Genomic DNA, 22,081 nt, shown 5'->3' on the forward strand with positions numbered 1-22,081 from the left:
GCGCCGGTCCGCCGCGTTTGGCGCATAATGCCGGCTCCGGCCTGCCGCACCCTGGAACGCACGATGACGACGAGACCCTCCGGCAAACTCAGGCGCAACCTGGCAGCCACGCTGCTGACGCTGGCGGGGCTCGCCTGCGTGCCGGCGGCGCATGCCGAGCTGTGGGGGTATATCGACGCCGACGGCGTGGCGCACTTTGCCGACCAGAAGCTGGACGCGCGCTACAAGCTGTTCATGAAGGACGGCGGCAAGCTCGACAGCGCGCGGCTGACCGTGCGGCGCGGCACGCCGCCCGCTGGCGGGGCCGACATCGATCTCGAGCAGCACAAGCTGTACCGCTACGTCGTCAACCATCCCAATATCAAGACCGTCGAGCCGCTGATCTACCAGATCGCCGGCAAGCAGGACGTCGATCCCGCGCTGGTCAAGGCGGTGATGGCGGTGGAGTCCGGCTTCAACCCGGCGGCAGTGTCGCCCAAGGGCGCGATCGGGCTGATGCAGGTCATTCCCGACACCGGCGCGCGCTTCGGCGTGGCCGCCGATGCGCGGCGCACCGTCGGGCAGAAGCTGGCCGACCCGCGCACCAACATCACCGCGGGCGTGCGCTACCTGCGCTGGCTGATGCAGCAGTTCCCGAACAACCTGGAGCTGGTGCTGGCCGCCTACAACGCGGGCGAGGGCGCGGTGCAGCGCTACAACAACCGGATTCCGCCGTACCCCGAGACCCAGCAATACGTCAGCACCGTGCTGCAGTTCTACCGGCTGTACCAGCCGCAGCAGGGGTTGATGCTGGCCCGCGCCAGCGCCGGCGGCAATGCCGGCGACGATGGCCCGCGGGTGAAGATGGTGATCGGCGGACGCCGCAACATGCCCTGACCGGCATGACCGAACCACAAGCAACCCGGCGCGCCGGCAGTTCAAGGCGCGCCGAATTCTTGCCTATCCATGGAACAACAAGACATCACGTTTCAACCTGAAGAGCCGGCCGATTCGCTGACGCTGGCGCGCTATGCCGAACGTGCCTACCTGGACTACGCCGTCAGCGTGGTCAAGGGCCGCGCGCTGCCCGAGGTGGCCGACGGCCAGAAGCCGGTGCAGCGCCGCATCCTGTTCGCGATGCACGAGATGGGCCTGCGCGCCGACGCCAAGCCGGTCAAGTCCGCGCGCGTGGTCGGCGACGTGCTGGGCAAGTTCCACCCGCACGGCGACCAGTCCGCATATGACGCGCTGGTGCGCCTGGCGCAGGATTTCTCGCTGCGCTACCCGCTGATCGACGGCCAGGGCAACTTCGGCTCGCGCGATGGCGACGGCGCGGCGGCGATGCGCTACACCGAAGCACGGCTGACGCCGATCTCGCGGCTGCTGCTGGACGAGATCGACGAGGGCACGGTCGACTTTATCGCCAACTACGACGGCTCGATGCAGGAGCCCAAGCTGCTGCCCGCGCGGCTACCGTTCGTGCTGCTCAACGGCGCGTCGGGCATCGCGGTGGGCATGGCGACCGAAGTGCCGCCGCACAACCTGCGCGAAGTCGCCGCGGCCACGGTGGCGATGATCCGCAATCCCAATATCACGCTGGCCGAGCTGCTGGCGCTGATGCCGGGGCCGGACTATCCGGGCGGCGGCCAGATCATCTCGCCCGCGTCCGATATCGCCCAGATCTACGAGGGCGGCCGCGGCAGTCTGAAGGTGCGCGCGCGCTGGACCATCGAGGAGATGGCGCGCGGCCAGTGGCAGCTGGTGGTGACCGAGCTGCCGCCCAATACCTCGGCGCAGAAGGTGCTGGAAGAGATCGAGGAGATCACCAATCCCAAGGTCAAGACCGGCAAGAAGGCGCTGACGCAGGAACAGCAGCAGCTCAAGGCCACCGTGCTGGCGGTGCTGGACGCGGTGCGCGACGAATCGGGCAAGGACGCGCCGGTGCGGCTGGTGTTCGAGCCCAAGAGCAAGAACATCAGCCAGCAGGAGTTCATCCACACGCTGCTGGCGCATACCAGCCTGGAATCGGGCGCACCGATCAACCTGGTGATGATCGGCACCGACGGCCGGCCGCGCCAGAAGGGCCTGCGCGAGATCCTGGCCGAGTGGATCCGCTTCCGCTTCGAGACCGTTACGCGGCGCACGCGCCATCGGCTGGGCAAGGTCGAGGACCGCATCCATATCCTCGAAGGCCGGATGCTGGTGCTGCTCAATATCGACGAGGTGATCCGCATCATCCGCGAGAGCGACGAGCCCAAGCCGGCGCTGATCGAGGCCTTCGGCCTGAGCGACCGCCAGGCCGAGGACATCCTGGAAATCCGGCTGCGCCAGTTGGCGCGCCTGGAAGCGATCCGGATCGAGAAGGAACTGAAGGAGCTGCGCGAGGAGCAGGCCGACCTGGACGTGCTGCTCAAGTCCGAGACCATGATGCGCCGCCGCATCATCAAGGAGATCGAGACCGACGCCAGGCAATACAGCCCGGAAGACAAGGACCCGCGCCGCACGCTGATCCAGGAAGAGCGCCGCGCCGCCGCCGAAGTGCGCGTGATCGACGAGCCGGTGACGGTTGTGATGTCGCAGAAGGGCTGGGTGCGCACGCGCCAGGGCCATGGCCACGACGCGCAGCAGTTCACCTTCAAGGCCGGCGACGCGCTCTACAACACGTTTGAATGCCGCACCGTAGACGTGCTGCTGGTGTTCGGCACCAATGGGCGGGTCTATTCCGTGTCGGTCGCCAGCCTGCCGGGCGGGCGCGGCGACGGGGTGCCCATCACCACGCTGATCGAGCTGCAGTCCGGCAGCCAGGTGGCGCACACCTTTGCCGGCAGCGCCGAGCAGCGCATGCTGATCGCCACCGCGGGCGGCAACGGCTTCCAGACCAAGGTCGGCGACATGGTCAGCCGGCAGAAGGGCGGCAAGTCGTTCCTGACGCTCGACGACGGCGACACGCCACTGGCACCGGCGCCGATCGGCGACGAGGCCACGCATGCGGCCTGCCTGTCCGGCAACGGCCGCCTGCTGCTGGTGGCGCTGGACGAGGTCAAGGTGCTGTCCGCCGGCGGGCGCGGCGTGATCCTGATGGAGCTGGAGCCCAAGGAGAAGCTGCTGCAGGCGATCGCGGTCGGCGCGCCGGGCCTGGTGCTGTCCGGCGCGGGACGTGGCGGCAAGCCGTCGTCGCAGAAGCTGGCCGGGCAGACGCTGCTGCCGTATGTCGGCAAGCGCGCGCGCAAGGGCAAGGCGATCGAGGCCAGGCTGAAAGAGCCGCGGATTGATACGGTGCGGGTGGAGGTGCCGGCGAACGGCAATTGAGGCTGAGCTACTTGCGATGACGCCCGCAGCAAGCTCCCCTCTCCCCAGCCCTCTCCCCCTGAGGGGTCTGAGGGGAGAGGGAGAACACCTTGCTTACGCTAGCTCGAGCGGCTTTGGCGTACCCAAAACCGCTCTCCTCTTTGGGGTTTGTTCAGTGAATCACCATATGCGTAAACGGCGGCACATACGCCTGCAGCGTCACGAACAACCCCACCAGTATCGCCAGCACGATCGAGTGGAAAAACACATACCGCAAGATATCGCCTTCATGCCCATACCACTTGGTAGCGGTCGAGGCCACCACGATTGACTGCGCATCGATCATCTTGCCCATCACGCCGCCCGAGCTGTTGGCTGACGCCATCAGCACCGGCGACAGCCCCAGCTGCTCAGCCGTAGTCTTCTGCAGCCCACCGAACAGCACGTTCGAAGCAGTATCCGACCCCGTCAGCGCCACCCCGAGCCAGCCCAGCATCGTCCCGAACAGCGGGTAGAACACCCCGGTATGCGCAAACGCCAGCCCCAGCGTCGCATCCAGCCCCGAGTACCGCGTCAGGTAACCCACGCCGAACATCGCGCAGATGGTCAGCAGCGAGTAGCGCACCAGCTTGACCGTTTCCCAGTATTCCCTGAACAGCCGCGGCACCGAGTAGCCCATCAGCAGGCCGCCGGCGATCGCCGAGACAAAGATGCCGGTGCCGGCCATCGACAGCACGTTGAAGTTGAACACCGCGCCTTCGGCGACTTCCTTCGGCACCACCGGCGGCACCTTCAGCACCGCCTTGTCCAGCCCGGGGATCGGGAATTTCCATGCCCACAGGCTATCCATCAGCTTCTTGAACTCGGGAATGCCCCAGATAAAGACGAACACCGTCAGGATCACCCACGGCATCCAGGCCCTGGCCACCGAGATGCCGGCCGAGGCGGTGCTGGCGCGGGCGTCGGCGGCCAGCGCTTCGGGATGGTCGATCCTGGAGTCGTCGTGGCGGCCGAGGATCTTGGTCGAGGTCCAGATTTCCTTCGGATGCCAGACCTTCAGGAACAGCGTCAGCGAGCCCATCGACACCAGCGCGGCGATCACGTCCACCAGCCACGGGCCGTGGAAGTTCGACACCAGGAACTGCGGGATGGCAAAGCTTACGCCCGCCACCAGGATCGCCGGCCAGATCGCCAGCATGCCGCGGAAGCCGGCAAAGGCCCAGATCAGCCAGAACGGCACCAGCACCGAGAAGAAGGGGAGCTGGCGGCCGATCATCGCCGACAGGTCGAGCAGGTCCAGCCCGGTGACCGAGGCCAGCCCGATGATCGGCGCGCCCAGCGCGCCGTAGGCCACCGGCGCGGTGTTGGCGATCAGCGCCAGGCCCGAGGCGGCCAGCGGCGAGAAGCCCAGGCCGATCAGGATGGCGCCGGTCACGGCCACCGGCGTGCCGAAGCCGGCCGCGCCCTCGAAGAAGGCGCCGAAGCTGAACGCGACCAGCAGCAGCTGCAGGCGACGGTCCTCGGTGATGCCGGAGATCGAGTTCTGCAATACCTTGAAGGAACCGTTCAGCGTTGTCAGCCGGTGCAGGAAGATGATGTTCAGCACGATCCAGCCGATCGGGAACAGGCCGGAAACGATGCCAAGCCCTGCCGCCTTGCCGGCCATTGCCGCCGGCATGCCGAACACCGTGGCGGCGACGACGATGCCGATCACCAGCGCCAGTCCGGCCGCCAGGTGGGCCTGCATATGAAAGAAGGCCAGCGCTGCCAGCAGCACGGCGACGGGAATGCCCGCGGCAATGGTCGACAGCGCCATATTGCCTAGCGGGTCATAGACTTGACTCCACACGATCGAATCCTCCTCAGGTTGGCTTGGGCCGCCCGGGCGATCTGCGTGCCCTGGGCATCCCGCATGCGCTTTGCATCGGCGTGCGGCATCCGCCGCATGCGGCAAAGAACCAGCGATTTTAAGAACGGGGCCCCGACGTTCTGGCGTATATCGCGTCATGCGTGCCATGAGCCACATTCAGGGATCAGGGTTTCCCTAGGGGCATTGCAGCGCACGTAGGCCCTTGCGGCACACCGGCCAGAGTACTCTAAACGGCGCCTGTTGCAAAAGTATGCGCACCACGCGCCATGCCGGATGACTGGCGCGGACGCCGCTTGCCGACCATACTGACAGGCGTCGTGCCGCGGGCACACCGCCCGCCAACCTTTTCCACCCGAGGTATGCGATGACGGAATTCCTTCCCCCCTGGCCGCTGCTGACCGCCTTCGTGCTCGCCAGCCTGGCGCTGGCCATTACGCCCGGCCCGGCCGTGGTCTATATCGTTACGCGCACGCTGGCGCAGGGCCGGCAGGCCGGGCTGGCGTCGATCGGCGCGGTGGCGCTGGGCAACCTGGGCAACGCCATCGGCGCATCGCTGGGGCTGGCGGTGCTGTTCTCGGTGTCGTCGCTGGCGTTCTCGGTGGTCAAGTACGCGGGCGCGGCCTACCTGATCTGGCTCGGCATCCGCGCGCTGCGCGGTGGCGCGGCGACCGCGAACGGCGACGCGCCGGAGGTGGCGCCGCGCAGCCTGCGCGAGGTGGTGCGCGACGGTTTCGTGGTGGCGCTGCTCAATCCCAAGACCGCGATCTTCTTCGCCGCCTTCCTGCCGCAGTTCATGGACCCGGCCGGGTCGGCGTTGACGCAGAGCCTGGCGCTGGGCGTGGCCTTCGTGCTGATCGCCGCCACCACCGATGCCTGCTACGTGATGGCCGCCGCCGCGGTGATGCCGGCGCTGCGCCGTGCGGGACGGGCGCGCGCGTTCGGCCGCTACCTGACGGGAGCGGCGTTTATCGGACTGGGGGTGTTTACGGCCGCGTCAGGGTCGCGCGCCGCGAAGTAGGGAAGAGGTCTGGCACGTCGCCCCGCGAACGCGGGGACGACGGATCGATGCGTCTTAGCGCAGCGGCAATTCCAGGATGCCACCCGCCGCGGGACGGGCGCGCATCGCTTCCAGCCAGCGCTCCAGCTCGGGGCGCTGCTGGTGTTTCACCGGCAGCCCCATCCAGCGGTGCGCGGCGCAGGCCAGCGAGATATCGGCCATGGTGAAGCGGTCGCCGCCGATAAACTCGCGCCCGGCCAGCGCCTTGTCGAGCAGCGCGGCGAGCGGCTCGGTGCGCTCGCACGATGCCTTGATGGCAGCCTGGTCGCGCTGCGCCGCGGGCGTGCGCACCAGGCTCACGAAGGCCGTCACCATGGCCGGGCTGAAGGCCGTGGTCTGCCAGTCCATCCAGCGGTCGGCCGAGGCGCGCGCCTTGACGTCCTCGGGCCACAGCGTGCCCTCGCCGTAGCGCGCGCACAGGTAGCGCACGATCGCATTGGACTCCCACAGCACGAAGGGTTCGCCGCCCACATCCGTGCCGCGGAAATCCTCGATCACAGGGATCTGGCGGTTCGGGTTCAGGCGCACATAAGCCTCGGTGTCGAGGTCACCCTTGGTCACGCCGATATCGATGCGCTCATGGTCCAGGTGCAGCTCGCGCGCGCACCAGACCACCTTCTGCACGTTGATGGAGGAGAGTCGGCCCCAAATTCGCAACATGTCGGCTCCTGTCGTGGTGCGGGCGGTGTGTGGCCTCAGGCCGCGCGCGGTTGGCTGGCGGCGATGGCTTCGCGGAACAGCTCGCCCAGCACCGCCACACCCTGTTCGATGCGCTCCGCCGGCACCGTGACGAAGGCCAGGCGCAGCGCGTTGCGCCGCGGGTTGCTGGCGTAGAACGGCGCGCCCGGCACGTAGGCCACGTTGCGCTTCACCGCCTCCTCCAGGATAGCCATGCTGTCCAGGCCCTCGGGCAGCTCCATCCAGATGAACATGCCGCCTTCGGGCGCGTTCCAGGTCACGCCCGCGGGCATATGGCGCTTCAGTGCGTCCAGCATGTACTGGCACTGCTTGCTGTAGAGCTCGCGGATGGTGGGGATATGGCGCTCGAGCAGGCCGTCGCGCACGGTCTCGTAGGCCACGCGCTGGGTGAAGGTCGGCGTATGCAGGTCCGAGGCCTGCTTGGCCTGGCACAGCTTGAAATGCAGCTCGGGCGGGGCGATCACGTAGCCCAGGCGCAGGCCCGGGGCCAGGATCTTGGAGAACGAGCCCATGTAGATCACGCCGTCGGGGTTCATCGACAGCAGGCTGGGCAACTGGTCGCCGGTGTAGCTGAGCGCGCCGTACGGATCGTCCTCCACCAGCAGCACGCCCTGTTCCTGCGCGCGCGCCACCAGCGCCTGGCGGCGCTCCAGCGGCAGGCGGCGGCCGGTCGGGTTCTGGAAGTTGGGCAGCGCGTACAGGAAGCGCGCGCCGGCGGTCAACTCGGGCGTCAGCGCCTCGGGCAGCAGGCCCTTGTCGTCGCTGGGGATCGACACGAACTCAGGCTCGAACAGCGAGAACGCCTGCAGCGCGCCAAGGTAGCTCGGCGTTTCCACCAGCACCTTGCTGCCCGGGTCGATCATCACCTTGGCGATCAGGTCCAGCGCCTGCTGCGAGCCGGTGGTGATCAGCACGCGCTCGACACCCACGCCATGGCGCCTGGCGATGAATTCGCGCAACGGCAGGTAGCCTTCGGTCGCGGTGTACTGCAGCGCCGCCTGCGGGTTGTCGGCGAATACGCGGGCCGTCGCTGCCTCCATCGCCGCTACCGGGAACGAGGCCGGCGACGGCAGGCCGCCGGCGAACGAAATGACTTCCGGACGCTCGGTGACCTTGAGGATTTCGCGGATGGCCGAGCTGGTCAGTTGCTGCGCCCGGCGGGAGATGGCCCATTTCATGATGTGTCTCTTTTGGTCTGGGGGAAATCTGGAGAGAGCGGCTAACCCTGCCGCTCAGTCAACGATAAAAAGTCTGGCACCGGTCGGCGACGACGAACGGTGCGCTTCCGCCTGGTCGGCCACCTGGTAGCTGGTGCCCGCGGTGAGCACGAACTGCCGGCCGTCGTCCAGCTCGGTATGGAGTTCGCCGTCCAGCACGAACAGGATATGGCCCTTGCTGCACCAGTGGTCGGCGAGGTAGCCGGCCGAGTATTCGACCATCCGCACCCGGATGTCGCCGAACTGGCGCGTGCGCCAGGTGGCCTCGCCCTGTTCGCCGGGATGGCGGGTCGGCGCGATGGCCGACCAGTCGGTGGTGCCGAAGGGCAGGTTGTCGATGCGCATGGCGCGAGGTTCAGCCCTGCACTTCCACGATCATCTCGATCTCGACGCAGGCGCCCAGCGGCACCTGCGCCACGCCGAAGGCGCTACGCGCGTGCTTGCCCTTTTCGCCGAACACCTCGGCCAGGAACTCGGAGCAGCCGTTGGTGACCAGGTGCTGCTCGGTGAACTCCGGGGTGGAGTTGACCAGGCTCATCACCTTGACGATGCGGCTGACGCGGTTCAGGTCGCCCACGTGCGCGTGCAGTGTGGCCAGCAGGTCGACGGCGATGGCGCGCGCGGCGGCCTTGCCGGTTTCGGTGTCGATGTCCTTGCCAAGCTTGCCGGCCCAGACCTTGCCGTCCCTGGTGCGGGCGATATGGCCCGACAGGAATACGGTGTTGCCGGTTTGCGCGGCCATTACATAGGCGGCGGCGGGGGCGTTGGCGGCCGGCAGTTCGACGCCGAGGCGGGCAAGGGTATCGTAGACGGACATGCGTGCAACTCCTTCAGTGAATGCGTCCCGGGAGGATGGTTGTGGCTGCCGCAGTGGCGGCAACAGGTGCGGTCTGGCGCACGGCGGCGCGGCGGCCAAGCGCCACGACGGCGATCACCGCCACCGCGAAGGCGATGGTAGGGGCGTCAAGCGGCTCGGCCAGCATCAGCGCGCCGCCCGCCAGCGTAAGGAACGGCTGCAGCAATTGTATCTGCCCGACGCGGGCCACGCCGCCTTTTGCGAGCCCGGCGTACCAGAAAAGGAAGCCGACGAACATCGAGAACACCGAAACATAGGCCATGCCGCCCCAGGCCCGCGGCGAGGCGGTGGCGATCTGCGGCAGGTCGCGCAGCATCAGCCAGGCGACCACCGGCACCAGCACCGGCAGCGACACCACCAGCGCCCAGCTGATGGTTTCCAGCCCGCCCAGCTCGCGCGACAGCTTGCCGCCCTCAGCATAGCCGAGGGCGCCCAGCACCACCGCCGCGAACAGGTACCAGTCGGCATGCTGCAGGCCGCCGGCGCCCTGCCAGACGGCAAAGCCCACCACCAGCGCGCTGCCGGCCACGGCCGACAGCCAGAACCCGGCCGACGGCCGCTCGCGCCCGAACCAGGCGGCGAACACCGCGGTGGCCAGCGGCAGCAGGCCGATCACGATGGCGCCGTGGCTGGCGGGCACCTCGCGCATCGCCAGCGAAGAAAACAGCGGGAAACCCACCACCACGCCCAGCGCGGTCACGGCCAGCCGCGGCCACTGGCCGCCGCGAGGGCGGCGCGCGGCCGCCAGCGCGCCGCGCATGGCGAGCAGCGCCAGCGCCGGCAGCGCGGCCAGGATGGCGCGGGCCAGTGCGACAAAGATCGGGTCGAGCTCGGCCACCGCCATGCGCGTGAACGGTAGCGTCTGGCTGAAGATCGCCACGCCGACAAAGCCGAGCAGCATGCCGCCGGAGGCCGGCTGGGAGGAGGGCGATGAGGGCGGCAAAGTGGGCGATGCGGCGGGCATGGCTGGCCTCTTGGTTGTCATCGTTTCAAATCCGGAAGCGGGCCTAGTGCACGCCAGGCCGCGCGCTGACGGCGATCCACAGCGCGGTCAGCGCCAGCGCCGCGCCCATGGCGCGGTTGAACCAGCACACGCGCTGGCCCTGCCGCAGCCATTGCCGCAGCGACGCGCCCAGCACGCCGTAAACGCCGTTGCTGACAAAGCCCAGCACCGCGAACACGCCGCATACCAGCAGCACGCGCTGCACCGGCGACGGCGCGCCGGCCATATACGACGCCGCCACCGCCAGCGCCAGCATCCACGCCTTGATATTGGCGTACTGCAGCGCCGCCGACTGCCACACGCTGAGCGGGCGCAACACCTGCTTCTCGGCCAGCGCCGTGCTGCGCGCGATCTTCCAAGCCAGCCACAGCAGGTAGGCAACGCCGGCCAGGTGCACGAGCGCGGCCAGCGCCGGCTGCCCGAGGATCAGCGCGCCCACGCCCGCCGCGCACAGCGCCAGGATGCTGGCAAAGCCGAAGGCCACGCCGATGCAGTGCGGCAGCGTCGCGCGCAACCCGAAGTTGGCGCCGGTCACCGCGGCGATGGTGGTGTTGGGGCCGGGCGTGAACAGGCCGACCGCCAGCAGGGTCAGCAGGGCAAGGAACTGCGCGGCGGTGAGGCCGGTGAGCCAGCCGGATGCCATCGCGCTCACGCGAACGCGACGACCACGCGCCGGTTGGTGCGGCTCTTTTTCTCGATCTTGGTCACCACCACCGCGCCGATCTCGCTGGTGTTGGCCACATGCGTGCCGCCGCAGGGCTGGCGGTCCACGCCGGGGATCTCGATGATGCGGATGCTGGCGGTGCCCGCCGGCGGCGCCGCGCCGATGGTGCGCACCAGATCAGGCTGCGCGGCCAGTTCCTGCGGCGTGATCAGCGTGGTGCGCACCGCGGTATTGGCGCGGATCAGTGCGTTCAGGCGCTCGGTGAGGTCGGCCTTGTCCAGCGTGGATTCGGGCAGGTCGAAGTCGATCCGCGCCGTGTCCGGCGAGATGCCGCAGCCAGTCACCGGCACCGGGATCAGCGAGCCCAGCAGGTGCAGGCAGGTATGCAGGCGCATCAGCTTGTGGCGGCGGTCCCAGTCGATGGTGACGGTGACGCGCTCGCCCACGCGCGGCAGCACCACGTCCGGTGCCGGCACATGCAGGATGCGGCTGCGGTCGTCCGCGTAGACCGTATCGGCGATGGCGATGGTGCGCCCGTCGGGCAGCGCCAGCATGGCGGTGTCGCCGGCCTGGCCGCCGCTGCGCGCGTAGCAAACGGTTTCATCGAGTTCGATCCCTTCCGCACTGGCGGCCACCACGGTGGCGGTGCAGTGGTCGAGGTAGGGATCGTCGTCGAAGCGTTTGCGGGTGGCGGACATCGGGGGTCTCCTTCGGGAATCGTTATGGAATGGCTAGTGCAGCAGGAAGGGGCCGTCGCGCAGGCGCTGCTGCACGGCTTCGCTGTCCAGGCCGAACCAGCGCGGACGTTGCGGCGCCGGGGCGGTCGGATCGACCGCAATCACTTCCAGGTAGACCCCGCCGAACATGCCCAGCACGCGGTTGTGCGTGCCCATGGCGGCGTGCGCGCCGCCGCCATGCGGCGCCATGCCCGGCAGTTCGGCGACATATTGCGGGCCGGCGTCCAGGTCGGGCGCGGCAACGACGAGGTGATCGAGGACGAGCTTCATGTTGGCTTGATGGTAGACAAGGTAGTCGGTACAGTACCGGTACAGTTGAGCGGATCGTATTCAGTACAGTTGCAGGAGCAGCACATGGATGCCGACAGCAGAGAAAGTGGCAGGGCCGAAGGCAAGGACGCCGGCAATGGCAGCGATACCACCACCGCCGCCCGTCACAAGGATAACGGGGGCGACGTCCAAGGCATACCGGGGCAGGCTGCCGGGCGTGCGCTGCGGCTGGTGGTGCCCGGCATCGAGCGCCTGCCCGACCCGATCCCGTCGGCCCAGATGACGCTGGTCGAGCAACTGACCGAATGGGCCCGCATGCGCATCGACGAACGCGTATTCCGCGCCGGCATGCGCATGCCGTCGATCCGGCAACTGGCGCAGGAGAAGGGCATCTCTCGCTTTACCGTGGTCGAAGCGTACGAGCGGCTGGTGGCGCTGGGCTACCTGGAGTCGCGCCGCGGCTCGGGCTTCTACGTGCGCGAGCGCGCGCCGGCCGCGCCCGCGGCGCCGGTGTCTTCCGGCGCGGCGGTGGCGCGCAATATCGACGTGACGTGGCTGCTGCGCAGCATGTTCCATACCGCCGAGGCGCACAAGGCGCCGGGGCTGGGCTTCCTGCCCAACGACTGGCTCGACGGCGAGCTGATCGCCAGCGCGCTGCGCGGGCTCGGACGCCAGCCCGGCAACCACTTTCTCGCCAGCGGCACGCCGCAGGGCTTTCTGCCGCTGCGCCAGCAGCTGCGCACCCGGCTGGAAGAGCTGGAGATCGGCGCCAGCGCCGACCAGATCGTGCTGACCTCGGGCATCACCCAGGCGCTGGACCTGATCGCGCGGCTTTACCTGCAGCCGGGCGACGCCGTGCTGGTGGGCGACCCGGCCTGGTTCGTGATGTTCGGCCGCTTTGCCGCGCAGGGCGCGCAGGTGATCGGCGTGCCGTACACTGCCGAGGGGCCGGACCTTGAGGCGCTGGAGCGCATCGTGCAGGCACGGCGGCCCAGGCTGTTCGTGATCAACTCGGTGCTGCACAACCCCACCGGCACCTCGCTGTCCGCGGCCAAGGCCTTCCAGCTGCTGCGGATGGCCGAGCAGTACGACTTCCTGATCGTCGAGGACGATATCTACTGCGACCTGTGCCCGCCCGGCCACGCCGCCACCCGGCTGGCCAGCCTGGACCAGCTGCGGCGGGTGATCTACCTGGGCAGTTTTTCCAAGACGCTGGCGGCCAACCTGCGCGTGGGCTTTATCGCCGCGCACCCGGAGATGGCCTCGGCACTGACCGACAGCAAGCTGCTGGCGGGGCTGGCCACGCCCGAAATCAACGAGCGCGTGCTGTACAAGGTGCTGACCGAGGGCCACTACCGCAAGCATGTCGAGCGCGTGCGCACCCGGCTGGACCGCGCCCGCGACGACACCCGGCGCGAGCTGGAACGCCTCGGGCTGCGGCTGTTCCCGGGCCAGCACGCGGGCATGTACCTGTGGGCCGATACCGGCCGCGATACCAACGCCATCGCCACCGCCGGCCACGAGGAGGGCTACCTGTTCGCGCCGGGCAGCCTGTTCTCGCCGTCGCAGATGCCGTCGGGCTGGATGCGCTTCAACGTCGCCAGCAGCGGCGATCCGGACATGCTGCGCTTCCTGGCGCGCCAGCTCGAACGCCTGTAGGCACACCGCCAGTCAGCGCCGCGGGCCTTGAAAAATGGCCCGGGCGGCCCTATTTGTGGCGGCACCGGGCCGCTGGCCCTGACCCCTTTCCCAGTATTCGCTGTTTTCAAGAGGAGAACCATGACCGCACCGCACGAGACGATGAGCTTCCAGGCGGAAGTGAAGCAACTGCTGCACCTGATGATCCACTCGCTGTACAGCAACAAGGAAATTTTCCTGCGCGAGCTGGTTTCGAATGCTTCGGACGCCACTGACAAGCTGCGCTTCGAGGCGATCGCGAACCCGTCGCTGCTGGAGAACGACGCCGACCTGGCCATCCGCATCGAGGCCGACAGCAAGGCGCGCACGCTGACGATCACCGATAACGGCATCGGCATGAGCCGCGACGAGGCCATCCGCAACCTCGGCACCATCGCCCGCTCGGGCACGAAGGAATTCTTCCAGCAGCTTTCCGGCGACCAGCAGAAGGACGCCGCGCTGATCGGCCAGTTCGGCGTGGGCTTCTACTCGGCCTTTATCGTCGCCGACAAGGTCACCGTGGAAACCCGCCGCGCCGGCCTGGGCGCCGAAGAGGCGGTGCGCTGGGAAAGCACCGGCGACGGCGAGTTCAGCGTCGATGCGATCTCGCGCGCCGAGCGCGGCACCACCATCACGCTGCACCTGCGCGAGGGCGAGGACGACTTCCTGTCGGCCTGGCGCCTGAAGCGCATCATCCAGAAATACTCGGACCATATCTCGCTGCCGATCCGCATGCCCAAGGAGGTGTGGGACGCAGAGTCCAGCACCTACAAGCGCACCGACGAGTGGGAAAGCGTCAACCAGGCCAGCGCGCTGTGGACCCGCAACAAGTCGGACATCACCGACGCGCAGTACACCGCGTTCTACCAGCACATCGCGCATGACAACGAGACGCCGCTGGCGTGGACCCACAACCGTGTGGAAGGCCGCAGCGAATATACCCAGCTGCTGTATATCCCGGCGCGCGCGCCGTTCGACCTGTGGGACCGCAACCACAAGGCCGGCCTGAAGCTGTACGTCAAGCGCGTCTTCATCATGGACGACGCCGAGCAGTTGCTGCCGGGCTACCTGCGCTGGGTCAAGGGCGTGGTCGATTCCGCCGACCTGCCGCTCAACGTATCGCGCGAACTGCTGCAGGAAAGCCGCGACGTCAAGGCGATCCGCGAGGGCTGCACCAAGCGCGTGCTGTCGATGCTGGAAGCGCTGGCGGATAGTGAGGATGAAGCCGAGCGCACCAAGTACGCAACCTTCTGGCAGCAGTTCGGCCAGGCGCTGAAGGAAGGCGTGGGCGAAGACCAGGCCAACCAGGAGCGCGTGGCCAGGCTGCTGCGCTTTGCCTCGACGCACAACGACACCGCCGAGCAGAACGTGGCGCTGGCCGCCTATGTCGGCCGCATGAAGGAAGGGCAGGACAAGATCTACTACGTCACTGCCGATACCTGGTCCGCCGCGAAGAACAGCCCGCACCTGGAAGTGTTCCGCAAGAAGGGCATCGAAGTGCTGCTGCTGACGGATCGCGTCGACGAGTGGATGCTGTCGTTCCTGCATGAGTTCGACGGCAAGGAACTGGTGTCGGTCGCGCGCGGCGACCTCGACCTGGGCAAGCTCGCCGACGAAGCCGAGAAGGCCGAGCAGGAAAAGGCCGAGGCCGACTGGAAGGACGTGGTCGAACGCGCCAAGGGCGTGCTGGCCGGCAAGGCCAAGGACGTGCGCGTGACGCTGCGCCTGACTGAATCGGCATCGTGCCTGGTGTCGGACGAAGGCGACATGAGCGGCTACCTGCAGCGCCTGCTGAAGCAGGCCGGCCAGAAGGCGCCCGATGCGCAGCCGATCCTGGAGCTGAACCCCGAGCACGCGCTGGTGAAGAAGCTGCGCGATATGCCGGAAGGCGATGCCTTCAGCGACCGCGTGCAGGTGCTGTTCGACCAGGCGCTGCTGGCTGAAGGCGGGATGCTGGAAGATCCGGCGGCTTACGTGCAGCGCGTCAACAAGCTGTTGGCCTGAAGGCCGCTGACTGGCGAGCTGCCGGTTTGCTCCCCTCTCCCGCGCGCGGGAGAGGGGCCGGGGAGAGGGCCGGCGCTGGCATACCGCCGGCAAGACTTCGTTGACGCTCCGGCCCTCACCCCCACCCCTCTCCCACTTCGCGGGAGAGGGGAGCGCTTGCCGGAGTTAGTGGCAAGCGCCAACGTTCTCGCATACCGGCGGCCTGCAACAACGTCGTTCTGCCTTCGTCAGCAACCGGGACCTTGCGTTCCTGCCATGCCCGACACCATCCCCCCTCCATCCGACCTCCACCAGGGCCTGCCGCCTGTCATCGACACCCACACCCGCGTGCTGGTGCTCGGCAGCTTCCCCGGCGCCGCCTCACTGGCCGCGCGCCAGTATTACGCCCATCCCCGCAACCAGTTCTGGCCGCTGATGGCCGCGCTGACCGGCGAGCCGCTGCCGGCGCTGCCCTATGCCGAGCGGCTGGTGCGGCTGCTGGCGCATCGCATCGGCGTCTGGGACGTGCTGGGCGCGTGCATGCGCGAAGGCAGCCTGGACAGCAATATCCGCTATCCGCAGGCCAACGACTTCACGCGGCTGCGCGCGCTGGCGCCGGCGCTGCAGCGCATCGGCTTCAACGGCGGCACCTCCGGGCGCTTTGCGCCGCAGTTTGCCGCGCAGGGCTACGAGACGCTGGTGCTGCCGTCGTCCAGCCCGGCGCATGCGGCGCGCAGTTTCGAGCAGAAGCTGGCCTTGTGGCGGGCGCTGCTGGCCTGAGCTCCGCCAGGCCGGCTCTCACCCGGTCGATGCGGCCCTTGTCTCGTGCTGCTGCAGCAGCCAGCCGCGAAACACCTTGAGCGCCCGCATCGGCGCCGACGCCGGCGGATACAGCAGGTAATAGCCTTTCGGATGCTGCCAGGCTGCGTCGGACAGCCGCCTGAGCGTGCCTGCCGCCACCATGTCTGCGGTCATGTAATCGGGCAGCAGCGCCACGCCCATCCCCGCCACGGTGGCGTTCAATGCCATCGCAGCAGCGGCGCAATGTCGGCCAGGTATTCGCGCCCGGCGTCGGCTCATGCTTGCCGCAGGAAAAGTGGTTTGCCAGCCCATGGCCGCGCGCCGGATCATCCCGTCATGATTTCCTGACAGGCTGACCTTGCCCGCGTTGCAAGGCGCCTGTCCAAACCTGGCGGACTGACCGATGTTTGATCTGATTATCGAAGGCGGCACCGTGATCACGCATCCTGGCGCATTGAAGTCGTCGAGGATGCCGGGCACATGACCACGATGGAAGCGCCGCATGCCGTGGCCGCAGCGATGCAAGCGTGGCTGCGTGTGCCGGATGCGCCTGCTCGTAAGTGATGCCTTCCGGATTGCCGTGGGCCATGGCGCACCTATACTGGAAGCGCGGGTGACTAACAATGGTCGCTCCTTGTTGTGCGCCTTGCGGCTCACACTTTCAGACGCAAGGCGGTAACGCACCGAAAGTGAGCGCAATGAGCAGGCAAGGAGGCAACTATGTTCAAGCATCTCCTGCTGGCGGTCGATGGCTCCGAGCTGTCCGAGTCGGCTTTCCGCAAGGCGCTGGTGCTGGCGCGCGAAACGGGCGCGCGGGTTACCGCGGTGCGCGTCTGTCCGAACTACCACGTGATGACCTACCAGGTCGAAATGCTGGAAGACACGCGCGAAACCTATGTGAGGGAGGCCGCGGAAACCGCTAACCGCTACCTGCTCGAGCGGGCAGAAGAGGCCAGCGCCGCGGGCGTGCCCTGCGATACGGCCTACGTCGTCAATGACCATCCCTACGAGGCCATCATCAAGACGGCCGAAGAGAAGGGCTGCGATCTGGTCGTGATGGCATCGCACGGGCGGCGCGGCATCCAGGGCATGCTGATCGGCAGCGAAACCCTCAAGGTGCTGACCCACAGCAAGATCCCGGTGCTGGTCTACCGGTAGGCTCGCGGCCTCGCGACGAGGTCGGTGTCGGCGTGTGCGCCGGCCTGGCAGCCGGCGCCCGCTATTTTTGCCGGGCGTGGTGGCTTCTGGCATGCTGACGGCCTGTCCCAATGCCGGGCTGCAGTGCCCGCAAAGACGCCATGCCACTTTCCGACTGGACCCACGAGGCCATCCGCAAGATTGAGGCGGATTTCAACCGATCCGCCGATACCCACCTGATTCCGCTCGACCTGCCGGGCTATCCCGACATCCGCTTCTATTTCAAGGACGAGTCCAGCCACCCGACCGGCAGCCTGAAGCACCGGCTGGCGCGCTCGCTGTTCCTGTACGCGCTGTGCAACGGCTGGCTGCATCAGGGCAGCACGGTGGTGGAGGCGTCCAGCGGCTCGACCGCGATCTCTGAAGCGTATTTCGCGCGGCTGCTCGGCCTGCCCTTTGTCGCGGTGATTCCGGCCGGCACCTCGCGCGCCAAGATCGAAGCGATCGAGTTCTACGGCGGGTGCTGCCATCTGGTGGCCAGCCCTTCGGAGATCTATGCCGAGTCGCACCGCCTCGCGCAGGAAGCCGGCGGCCACTTCATGGACCAGTTCACCTACGCCGAACGGGCCACCGACTGGCGCGCCAACAACAATATCGCCGAGTCGATCTTCAAGCAGATGGCCGAGGAAGAACACCCGGTGCCGGCCTGGCTGGTGTCGAGTGGCGGTACCGGCGGCACCATCGCCACGCTGGGACGCTACGTGGCCTACCGCCGCCACAAGACCCGCGTGCTGTGCGCCGATCCGGAAAACTCCGTGTTCTTCGATTATTTCCGCAGCTGCCTGGACGGCAGGCCGCAGCCTGAGCTGACCCTGGCGGTGGGCTCGCGCATCGAGGGCATCGGCCGGCCGCGCGTCGAGCACTCGTTTATCCCGAGCTGCGTCGATGCGATGCTGAAGGTGTCGGACGCGCTGTCGTTTGCCGCGATGCGCTACCTGGCCGCGCGCTTCGGCCGCCGCGTGGGCGGATCGACCGGGACCAACTTTGTCGGCGTGCTGTACCTGGCGCAGCAGATGCGCGCCGCGGGGCAGGGCGGGGCCATCGTCAGCCTGCTGTGCGACAGCGGCGAGCGCTACGGCAATACCTATTACGACGATGCCTGGTACACCGCGCAGGGCATTGCCATCGACGCGGCCGATGCGCTGGTGGCGCGCGCGGTGCTGGGCGAGGCGGTGCTGACGCCGCAGGCGGTGGCCGGCCTGCAGGCGGCCGGCGCCGGCCTGGCGGCGGGCGGCTGAAACTTGCGCCCGGGTGTTTCTGTCACAATGCCGGCGGCCGCTGGTTTAGTGACGCCACGGCCATTGCTCTCCAGGTGACTTCCCCATGCGTATTTTCGGCATCAGCATCCACATCATCATTGCACTGTTCTTCGCGGTGCACGCGGTGCGCACGCACCAGAACATGTACTGGCTGCTGATCCTGTTCCTGTTCCCGGGGCTGGGCAGCGTGGTCTATTTCTTTGCGATCTACCTGCCCGAGCTGCGCCAGTCGCGCGGCGCGCGCGCGGCCACGCGCGCGATCAAGCAACTGGTGGACCCGAACCGCGCGGTGCGCCAGGCCCGCGACGACTTTGACCGCGCGCCGACGGTGGCGCACCGGATGCGGCTGGGCGCCGCGCTGCTCGAAGCCGGCCAGCCGGCCGAGGCGCTGCAGCACTACCAGGCCGCCGCCAACGGGCCATTCTCGTCCGACCCGGCGTTGCTGCAGGGCCTGGCGCAGGCGCAGTTCGCCACCGGCGATGCCGCGGCCGCGCTGGCGACGCTGGAAAAGCTGTTCGCGGCCAATCCGCAGTCGCGCCAGCAGCCCGAGCCCGCCTTGCTCCATGCGCGCGCACTGGCCGCCACCGGCGCGCCGGGCACGCGCGCCGCGTTCGAGCAGGCGCTGACCAGCGCCAGCGACGCCGCGCCGCGCTGCCTGTTTGCCGACTGGCTGATGGCGCAGCCCGATGCCGCCGACCGCGACCGCGCGCAGCAGCTCTACGCCGAAATCGTCCACGACGCCCGCCACTGGCCGCGCCACGCCCGCGAACACAACCGCGAATGGCTGCAGCGTGCGCAAGCGGCGCTGGGCAAGACCTCCGCGTAATCCGCCCCGCGCGCCCCCAATGCCTGGCCGGGCGCCGGACGCCTTTCTCGACCTTATGACCCTACTGAAACGCAAATCGATTGAAGCCGTGGCCTCGCGCCGTCCGGCTCGTGGCACCCGCAACCGTGGCCATGCGCCCGCGCGCGAAGAAAAACGCATGACGCCGCGCTTCGCGCCGGTCACCTTCTCGGAAATGGAAGGGGTGCGCTACCTTCACTTCGGCACCGAGTGGGTACAGGGCGCGATGCGCCTGCGCAAGCCCGATGCGATCGAGCTGGAATACGCGCAGCAGATGATGGCCTGGCTGCTGTTCCTGTCGCCGTCGGTGGAAGAGTTCCACGTGGTGCAGCTCGGCCTGGGCGCTGCGGCGCTGACCAAGTTCTGCCATCGCCAGTTCAGCCGCGCGCGCGTGACGGCGGTGGAGCTGAACCCGGCGGTGATCGTCGCCGGGCGCAGCATGTTCGGCCTGCGCGAGGATGACGCGCGCCTGACCGTGCGCGAGCAGGACGCCTGGGACTACGTGATGGACGGCGCCCACACCGACGCCATCGACGTGCTGCAGGTGGACCTGTACGACGCCACCGCGCGCGGCCCGGTGCTCGACACCACGGCGTTTTATCGCGCCTGCCGGCGCACGCTGAAGGCGCCGGGGGTGATGACGATCAACCTGTTCGGCGACCACGACAGTTTCCCGAAGAATATCGAGCGCATCTGCGACGCGTTCGATAACCGTGTGCTGGTGTTTCCGGAAGTGCATGACGGCAACGTCATTGCGCTGGCTTTCAACGGGCCGGAGATCGATGTGTCATGGGAAGTGCTGGAAGGGCGCGCCGACGTGGTCGAGCAGACTACGGGGCTGCCGGCGCGGGATTGGGTGGAGAAGTTGCGGGCGGTGAATGCGAGGCAGGAGGAGCGGTTGAGGATTTGAGGGAAACCCCCACCAACGCGGAAGAGGAGAGCGGTTTCGGGTGCGCCAAAGCCGCCCGAACTAGCCCAAGCAAGGTGTTCTCCCTCTCCCCTCAGGGGACCTCAGGGGAGAGGGGAGCCTGCTGCAAGCAGGCGAGGCATGCGTTAGCCCCGTCCCTCACTCCTTATGAAAAAACTGCGCCAACGACCACTCGTCCGTCCGCGCCTCGTACTTCAACCCCTTCTTCATCGCCCACATCGCCAGCTGGCTATGCGACGGAATGATCGCGTGGTCCGCCAGCGCAAACTTCGCCGCGGTGCGGGCATTCTCTTCGCGCGCCTTGTCGCTGCTGACCGTGGTCAGCGATTTTTCGATGAGCTGGTCGAGCTGCGGGTTACTGTACTTGCCCCAGTTCCAGGTGCCGTAGCCGGTCTTGGGATTGGGCGTGCCGGTGATCGAGCGCAGCGCCACGTCGGCGGCGGCCGAGCCCCAGCCCAGCATCTGGAAGGCAAAGTCGCCCTGGCGCGCGCGCGTGAAGTACGCCGCCACCGGCATCGTCTCCACCCTGGTCTGGATGCCGATGCGCGTCAGCATGCTGGCGGTGGCCTGCGCCACCGCGGCGTCGTTCAGGTAGCGGTTGTTGGTGGCGTGCAGCGTCAAGCCGAAACCGTCCGGGTAGCCCGCGGCGGCAAGCAGCTGCTTTGCGCCTTCCGGGTCATAGGCCTCGGGCCTGGTACCCGGGTGCCCGAAGATCTGCGGCGACACGATCGATGATGCCGGCACCGCCAGTCCTTCCATGATGCGGCTGACGATGGCGTCACGGTTCAGCGACTTGCTGATCGCGGCGCGCACGCGCGCATCCTTGAACGGGTTCTTGCCGAGCGGCTTGCCGGCCTTGTCGGTGACAAAGGGCGGGTTGTCGCGCGACTGGTCCATCTGCCAGAAGATGGTGCGCCACGACACCTGCTGCTCGATCTTGAACTTGGGGTTCTGCTTGAGCTTGGCCACATCCGCCGACGGCACGCTCTCGATCACGTCGACATCGCCGGCCAGCAGCGCGGCCGAGCGCGCGCCGTTGTCGGTGATGATGCGGAAGACGGCGCGGTCCCACTCCGGCTTGGGGCCCCAGTAGTTCGGGTTGCGCTCCATCACGATTTCCTGCCCGCGGGCGAAGCGCACGAACTTGAACGGGCCGGTGCCGATCATGGCCTTGCCGGAGTCGAAGTCGGCCTGCGTCAGCGTGGCGGCGACCTTCTTCGGCATGATCGGCACGCTGTTCAGGTCATTGGCCAGGTTGGCGTAGTTGGGCACGCTCATGGTCAGGCGCACGGTCAGCGGGTCAGGCGTGTCGATGCGCGCGATCGGCTTGGTGTAGCTGGTGAACGAGCCCGGACTGTTGACCAGCTTTTCGGGGCGTTCCAGCGACGCCTTGACGTCCTCGCTGGTAAAGGGCGAGCCGTCGTGCCACTTTACGTTGGGACGCAGCTTGATTTCCCAGGTGATGGCGTTGACCGGCTTCCACGACAGCGCCAGGCCCGGGATATAGCGCGCGTTCTTGTCCATGAACACCAGCGACTCGAACACATGCAGCGCGATCGCGTTGTTGGGACCGGAGTTGTTCCAGTGCGGGTCCATCGACGTGACGTCGGCCGACAGCCCGATGCGCAGGTCCTCGGCATGGGCCGCGCCCGCCGGCAACAGCGTGAAGGCGGCGCTGCCCAGCACCAGCGCGGCCGCGGCGTGGAGCAGGGTACGGCGGGCGGGGTGGGCGGGAAGGCGGGGAATCGGTTT

General features: G+C 67.9%; 20 protein-coding genes and 1 pseudogene. 10 read left to right on the forward strand and 11 right to left on the reverse strand.

Annotation, left to right across the window (positions count from 1 at the left end; translation table 11 throughout):
• Positions 1-63: 63 nt before the first annotated feature.
• Together AB1I47_RS13045 and parC are read left to right on the forward strand one after the other, a co-directional pair.
• Positions 64-876, forward strand: a complete 813-nt coding sequence (locus AB1I47_RS13045; protein ID WP_354684174.1) for a lytic transglycosylase domain-containing protein — start codon at positions 64-66, stop codon at positions 874-876.
• A gap of 69 nt (positions 877-945) precedes the next feature.
• Complete coding sequence (gene parC / locus AB1I47_RS13050; RefSeq protein WP_354684175.1) at positions 946-3,288, forward strand: DNA topoisomerase IV subunit A; 2,343 nt, start codon at positions 946-948, stop codon at positions 3,286-3,288.
• 151 nt (positions 3,289-3,439) lie between these two features.
• Here the strand turns inward: parC and AB1I47_RS13055 are convergent, their stop codons facing one another.
• Positions 3,440-5,116 carry an L-lactate permease gene (locus tag AB1I47_RS13055; protein WP_354684176.1) on the reverse strand — a complete coding sequence of 559 codons (1,677 nt, stop codon included), beginning with the start codon at positions 5,114-5,116 and terminating at the stop codon, positions 3,440-3,442.
• Between the two features lie 385 nt (positions 5,117-5,501).
• On the opposite strand from AB1I47_RS13055, the gene AB1I47_RS13060 reads away from it, so the two are divergent.
• Entirely contained in the window at positions 5,502-6,155 is a 654-nt protein-coding gene (locus tag AB1I47_RS13060) for a LysE family translocator (protein WP_354684177.1), read from the forward strand.
• A 54-nt stretch (positions 6,156-6,209) separates the two neighbouring features.
• Here the strand turns inward: AB1I47_RS13060 and AB1I47_RS13065 are convergent, their stop codons facing one another.
• The 8 genes and pseudogenes from AB1I47_RS13065 to AB1I47_RS13100 all read right to left on the reverse strand — a co-directional run.
• Positions 6,210-6,854, reverse strand: coding sequence for a glutathione S-transferase family protein (locus AB1I47_RS13065; RefSeq protein ID WP_354684178.1), 645 nt, complete (start codon positions 6,852-6,854; stop codon positions 6,210-6,212).
• A 35-nt stretch (positions 6,855-6,889) separates the two neighbouring features.
• Positions 6,890-8,071, reverse strand: coding sequence for an aminotransferase-like domain-containing protein (locus AB1I47_RS13070; RefSeq protein ID WP_354684179.1), 1,182 nt, complete (start codon positions 8,069-8,071; stop codon positions 6,890-6,892).
• A 54-nt stretch (positions 8,072-8,125) separates the two neighbouring features.
• Positions 8,126-8,455 carry a DHCW motif cupin fold protein gene (locus tag AB1I47_RS13075; RefSeq protein ID WP_354684180.1) on the reverse strand — a complete coding sequence of 110 codons (330 nt, stop codon included), beginning with the start codon at positions 8,453-8,455 and terminating at the stop codon, positions 8,126-8,128.
• Positions 8,456-8,465: 10 nt separating this feature from the next.
• On the reverse strand, positions 8,466-8,927 hold the full coding sequence (locus AB1I47_RS13080; protein ID WP_354684181.1) for a RidA family protein: 462 nt from the start codon (positions 8,925-8,927) through the stop codon (positions 8,466-8,468).
• 13 nt (positions 8,928-8,940) lie between these two features.
• Positions 8,941-9,930: a DMT family transporter gene (locus tag AB1I47_RS13085; RefSeq protein WP_354684195.1), complete on the reverse strand. Its 990-nt coding sequence runs from the start codon at positions 9,928-9,930 to the stop codon at positions 8,941-8,943.
• 43 nt (positions 9,931-9,973) lie between these two features.
• Complete coding sequence (locus tag AB1I47_RS13090) at positions 9,974-10,612, reverse strand: LysE family translocator (RefSeq protein WP_354684196.1); 639 nt, start codon at positions 10,610-10,612, stop codon at positions 9,974-9,976.
• Positions 10,613-10,617: 5 nt separating this feature from the next.
• Positions 10,618-11,331 (reverse strand): alanyl-tRNA editing protein, encoded by a 714-nt coding sequence (locus AB1I47_RS13095; protein WP_354684182.1) that lies wholly within the window; start codon positions 11,329-11,331, stop codon positions 10,618-10,620.
• A 36-nt stretch (positions 11,332-11,367) separates the two neighbouring features.
• A pseudogene (locus AB1I47_RS13100) lies at positions 11,368-11,640 on the reverse strand (VOC family protein); the annotation flags it as partial.
• Between the two features lie 84 nt (positions 11,641-11,724).
• Between AB1I47_RS13100 and AB1I47_RS13105 the strand changes: the two are divergent.
• From AB1I47_RS13105 to AB1I47_RS13115, 3 genes are all read left to right on the forward strand, one after another.
• Positions 11,725-13,299: an aminotransferase-like domain-containing protein gene (locus tag AB1I47_RS13105; protein WP_354684183.1), complete on the forward strand. Its 1,575-nt coding sequence runs from the start codon at positions 11,725-11,727 to the stop codon at positions 13,297-13,299.
• 120 nt (positions 13,300-13,419) lie between these two features.
• The gene (gene htpG, locus AB1I47_RS13110; protein WP_354684184.1) at positions 13,420-15,321 is read left to right on the forward strand and encodes a molecular chaperone HtpG; all 1,902 of its coding nucleotides are present in this window, start codon (positions 13,420-13,422) and stop codon (positions 15,319-15,321) included.
• A 255-nt stretch (positions 15,322-15,576) separates the two neighbouring features.
• On the forward strand, positions 15,577-16,080 hold the full coding sequence (locus AB1I47_RS13115) for a DNA-deoxyinosine glycosylase (protein WP_354684185.1): 504 nt from the start codon (positions 15,577-15,579) through the stop codon (positions 16,078-16,080).
• Positions 16,081-16,098: 18 nt separating this feature from the next.
• Here AB1I47_RS13115 and AB1I47_RS13120 read toward each other — a convergent pair whose 3' ends face one another.
• Positions 16,099-16,605, reverse strand: a complete 507-nt coding sequence (locus AB1I47_RS13120; protein ID WP_354684186.1) for a LysR substrate-binding domain-containing protein — start codon at positions 16,603-16,605, stop codon at positions 16,099-16,101.
• Between the two features lie 216 nt (positions 16,606-16,821).
• On the opposite strand from AB1I47_RS13120, the gene AB1I47_RS13125 reads away from it, so the two are divergent.
• The 4 genes from AB1I47_RS13125 (at position 16,822) to AB1I47_RS13140 (ending at position 20,311) form a co-directional block, all read left to right on the forward strand.
• Entirely contained in the window at positions 16,822-17,259 is a 438-nt protein-coding gene (locus AB1I47_RS13125) for a universal stress protein (RefSeq protein WP_354684187.1), read from the forward strand.
• A gap of 140 nt (positions 17,260-17,399) precedes the next feature.
• Entirely contained in the window at positions 17,400-18,536 is a 1,137-nt protein-coding gene (locus AB1I47_RS13130) for a PLP-dependent cysteine synthase family protein (RefSeq protein ID WP_354684188.1), read from the forward strand.
• A gap of 85 nt (positions 18,537-18,621) precedes the next feature.
• Positions 18,622-19,383, forward strand: a complete 762-nt coding sequence (locus tag AB1I47_RS13135; protein WP_354684189.1) for a tetratricopeptide repeat protein — start codon at positions 18,622-18,624, stop codon at positions 19,381-19,383.
• A gap of 55 nt (positions 19,384-19,438) precedes the next feature.
• On the forward strand, positions 19,439-20,311 hold the full coding sequence (locus AB1I47_RS13140) for a class I SAM-dependent methyltransferase (RefSeq protein ID WP_354684190.1): 873 nt from the start codon (positions 19,439-19,441) through the stop codon (positions 20,309-20,311).
• 156 nt (positions 20,312-20,467) lie between these two features.
• Here the strand turns inward: AB1I47_RS13140 and AB1I47_RS13145 are convergent, their stop codons facing one another.
• Positions 20,468-22,075: an ABC transporter substrate-binding protein gene (locus AB1I47_RS13145; RefSeq protein ID WP_354684197.1), complete on the reverse strand. Its 1,608-nt coding sequence runs from the start codon at positions 22,073-22,075 to the stop codon at positions 20,468-20,470.
• Between the last annotated feature and the right edge of the window lie 6 nt (positions 22,076-22,081).

Source organism: Cupriavidus necator (genome assembly GCF_040578825.1).
GTDB lineage: Bacteria > Pseudomonadota > Gammaproteobacteria > Burkholderiales > Burkholderiaceae > Cupriavidus > Cupriavidus necator_E.

What these genes read in the sequence shown, in the direction of transcription:
- htpG (WP_354684184.1), top strand. Translation starts at nt 13,420, where the DNA reads ATGACCGCACCGCACGAGACGATGAGCTTCCAGGCGGAAGTGAAGCAA.
- AB1I47_RS13075 (WP_354684180.1), bottom strand. Translation starts at nt 8,455, where the DNA reads ATGCGCATCGACAACCTGCCCTTCGGCACCACCGACTGGTCGGCCATC.
- AB1I47_RS13060 (WP_354684177.1), top strand. Translation starts at nt 5,502, where the DNA reads ATGACGGAATTCCTTCCCCCCTGGCCGCTGCTGACCGCCTTCGTGCTC.
- AB1I47_RS13065 (WP_354684178.1), bottom strand. Translation starts at nt 6,854, where the DNA reads ATGTTGCGAATTTGGGGCCGACTCTCCTCCATCAACGTGCAGAAGGTG.
- AB1I47_RS13135 (WP_354684189.1), top strand. Translation starts at nt 18,622, where the DNA reads ATGCGTATTTTCGGCATCAGCATCCACATCATCATTGCACTGTTCTTC.
- AB1I47_RS13105 (WP_354684183.1), top strand. Translation starts at nt 11,725, where the DNA reads ATGGATGCCGACAGCAGAGAAAGTGGCAGGGCCGAAGGCAAGGACGCC.
- AB1I47_RS13045 (WP_354684174.1), top strand. Translation starts at nt 64, where the DNA reads ATGACGACGAGACCCTCCGGCAAACTCAGGCGCAACCTGGCAGCCACG.
- AB1I47_RS13090 (WP_354684196.1), bottom strand. Translation starts at nt 10,612, where the DNA reads ATGGCATCCGGCTGGCTCACCGGCCTCACCGCCGCGCAGTTCCTTGCC.
- AB1I47_RS13115 (WP_354684185.1), top strand. Translation starts at nt 15,577, where the DNA reads ATGCCCGACACCATCCCCCCTCCATCCGACCTCCACCAGGGCCTGCCG.
- AB1I47_RS13130 (WP_354684188.1), top strand. Translation starts at nt 17,400, where the DNA reads ATGCCACTTTCCGACTGGACCCACGAGGCCATCCGCAAGATTGAGGCG.
- AB1I47_RS13120 (WP_354684186.1), bottom strand. Translation starts at nt 16,605, where the DNA reads ATGCGGCGCTTCCATCGTGGTCATGTGCCCGGCATCCTCGACGACTTC.
- AB1I47_RS13085 (WP_354684195.1), bottom strand. Translation starts at nt 9,930, where the DNA reads ATGCCCGCCGCATCGCCCACTTTGCCGCCCTCATCGCCCTCCTCCCAG.
- AB1I47_RS13070 (WP_354684179.1), bottom strand. Translation starts at nt 8,071, where the DNA reads ATGAAATGGGCCATCTCCCGCCGGGCGCAGCAACTGACCAGCTCGGCC.
- AB1I47_RS13125 (WP_354684187.1), top strand. Translation starts at nt 16,822, where the DNA reads ATGTTCAAGCATCTCCTGCTGGCGGTCGATGGCTCCGAGCTGTCCGAG.
- parC (WP_354684175.1), top strand. Translation starts at nt 946, where the DNA reads ATGGAACAACAAGACATCACGTTTCAACCTGAAGAGCCGGCCGATTCG.
- AB1I47_RS13140 (WP_354684190.1), top strand. Translation starts at nt 19,439, where the DNA reads ATGACCCTACTGAAACGCAAATCGATTGAAGCCGTGGCCTCGCGCCGT.
- AB1I47_RS13080 (WP_354684181.1), bottom strand. Translation starts at nt 8,927, where the DNA reads ATGTCCGTCTACGATACCCTTGCCCGCCTCGGCGTCGAACTGCCGGCC.
- AB1I47_RS13095 (WP_354684182.1), bottom strand. Translation starts at nt 11,331, where the DNA reads ATGTCCGCCACCCGCAAACGCTTCGACGACGATCCCTACCTCGACCAC.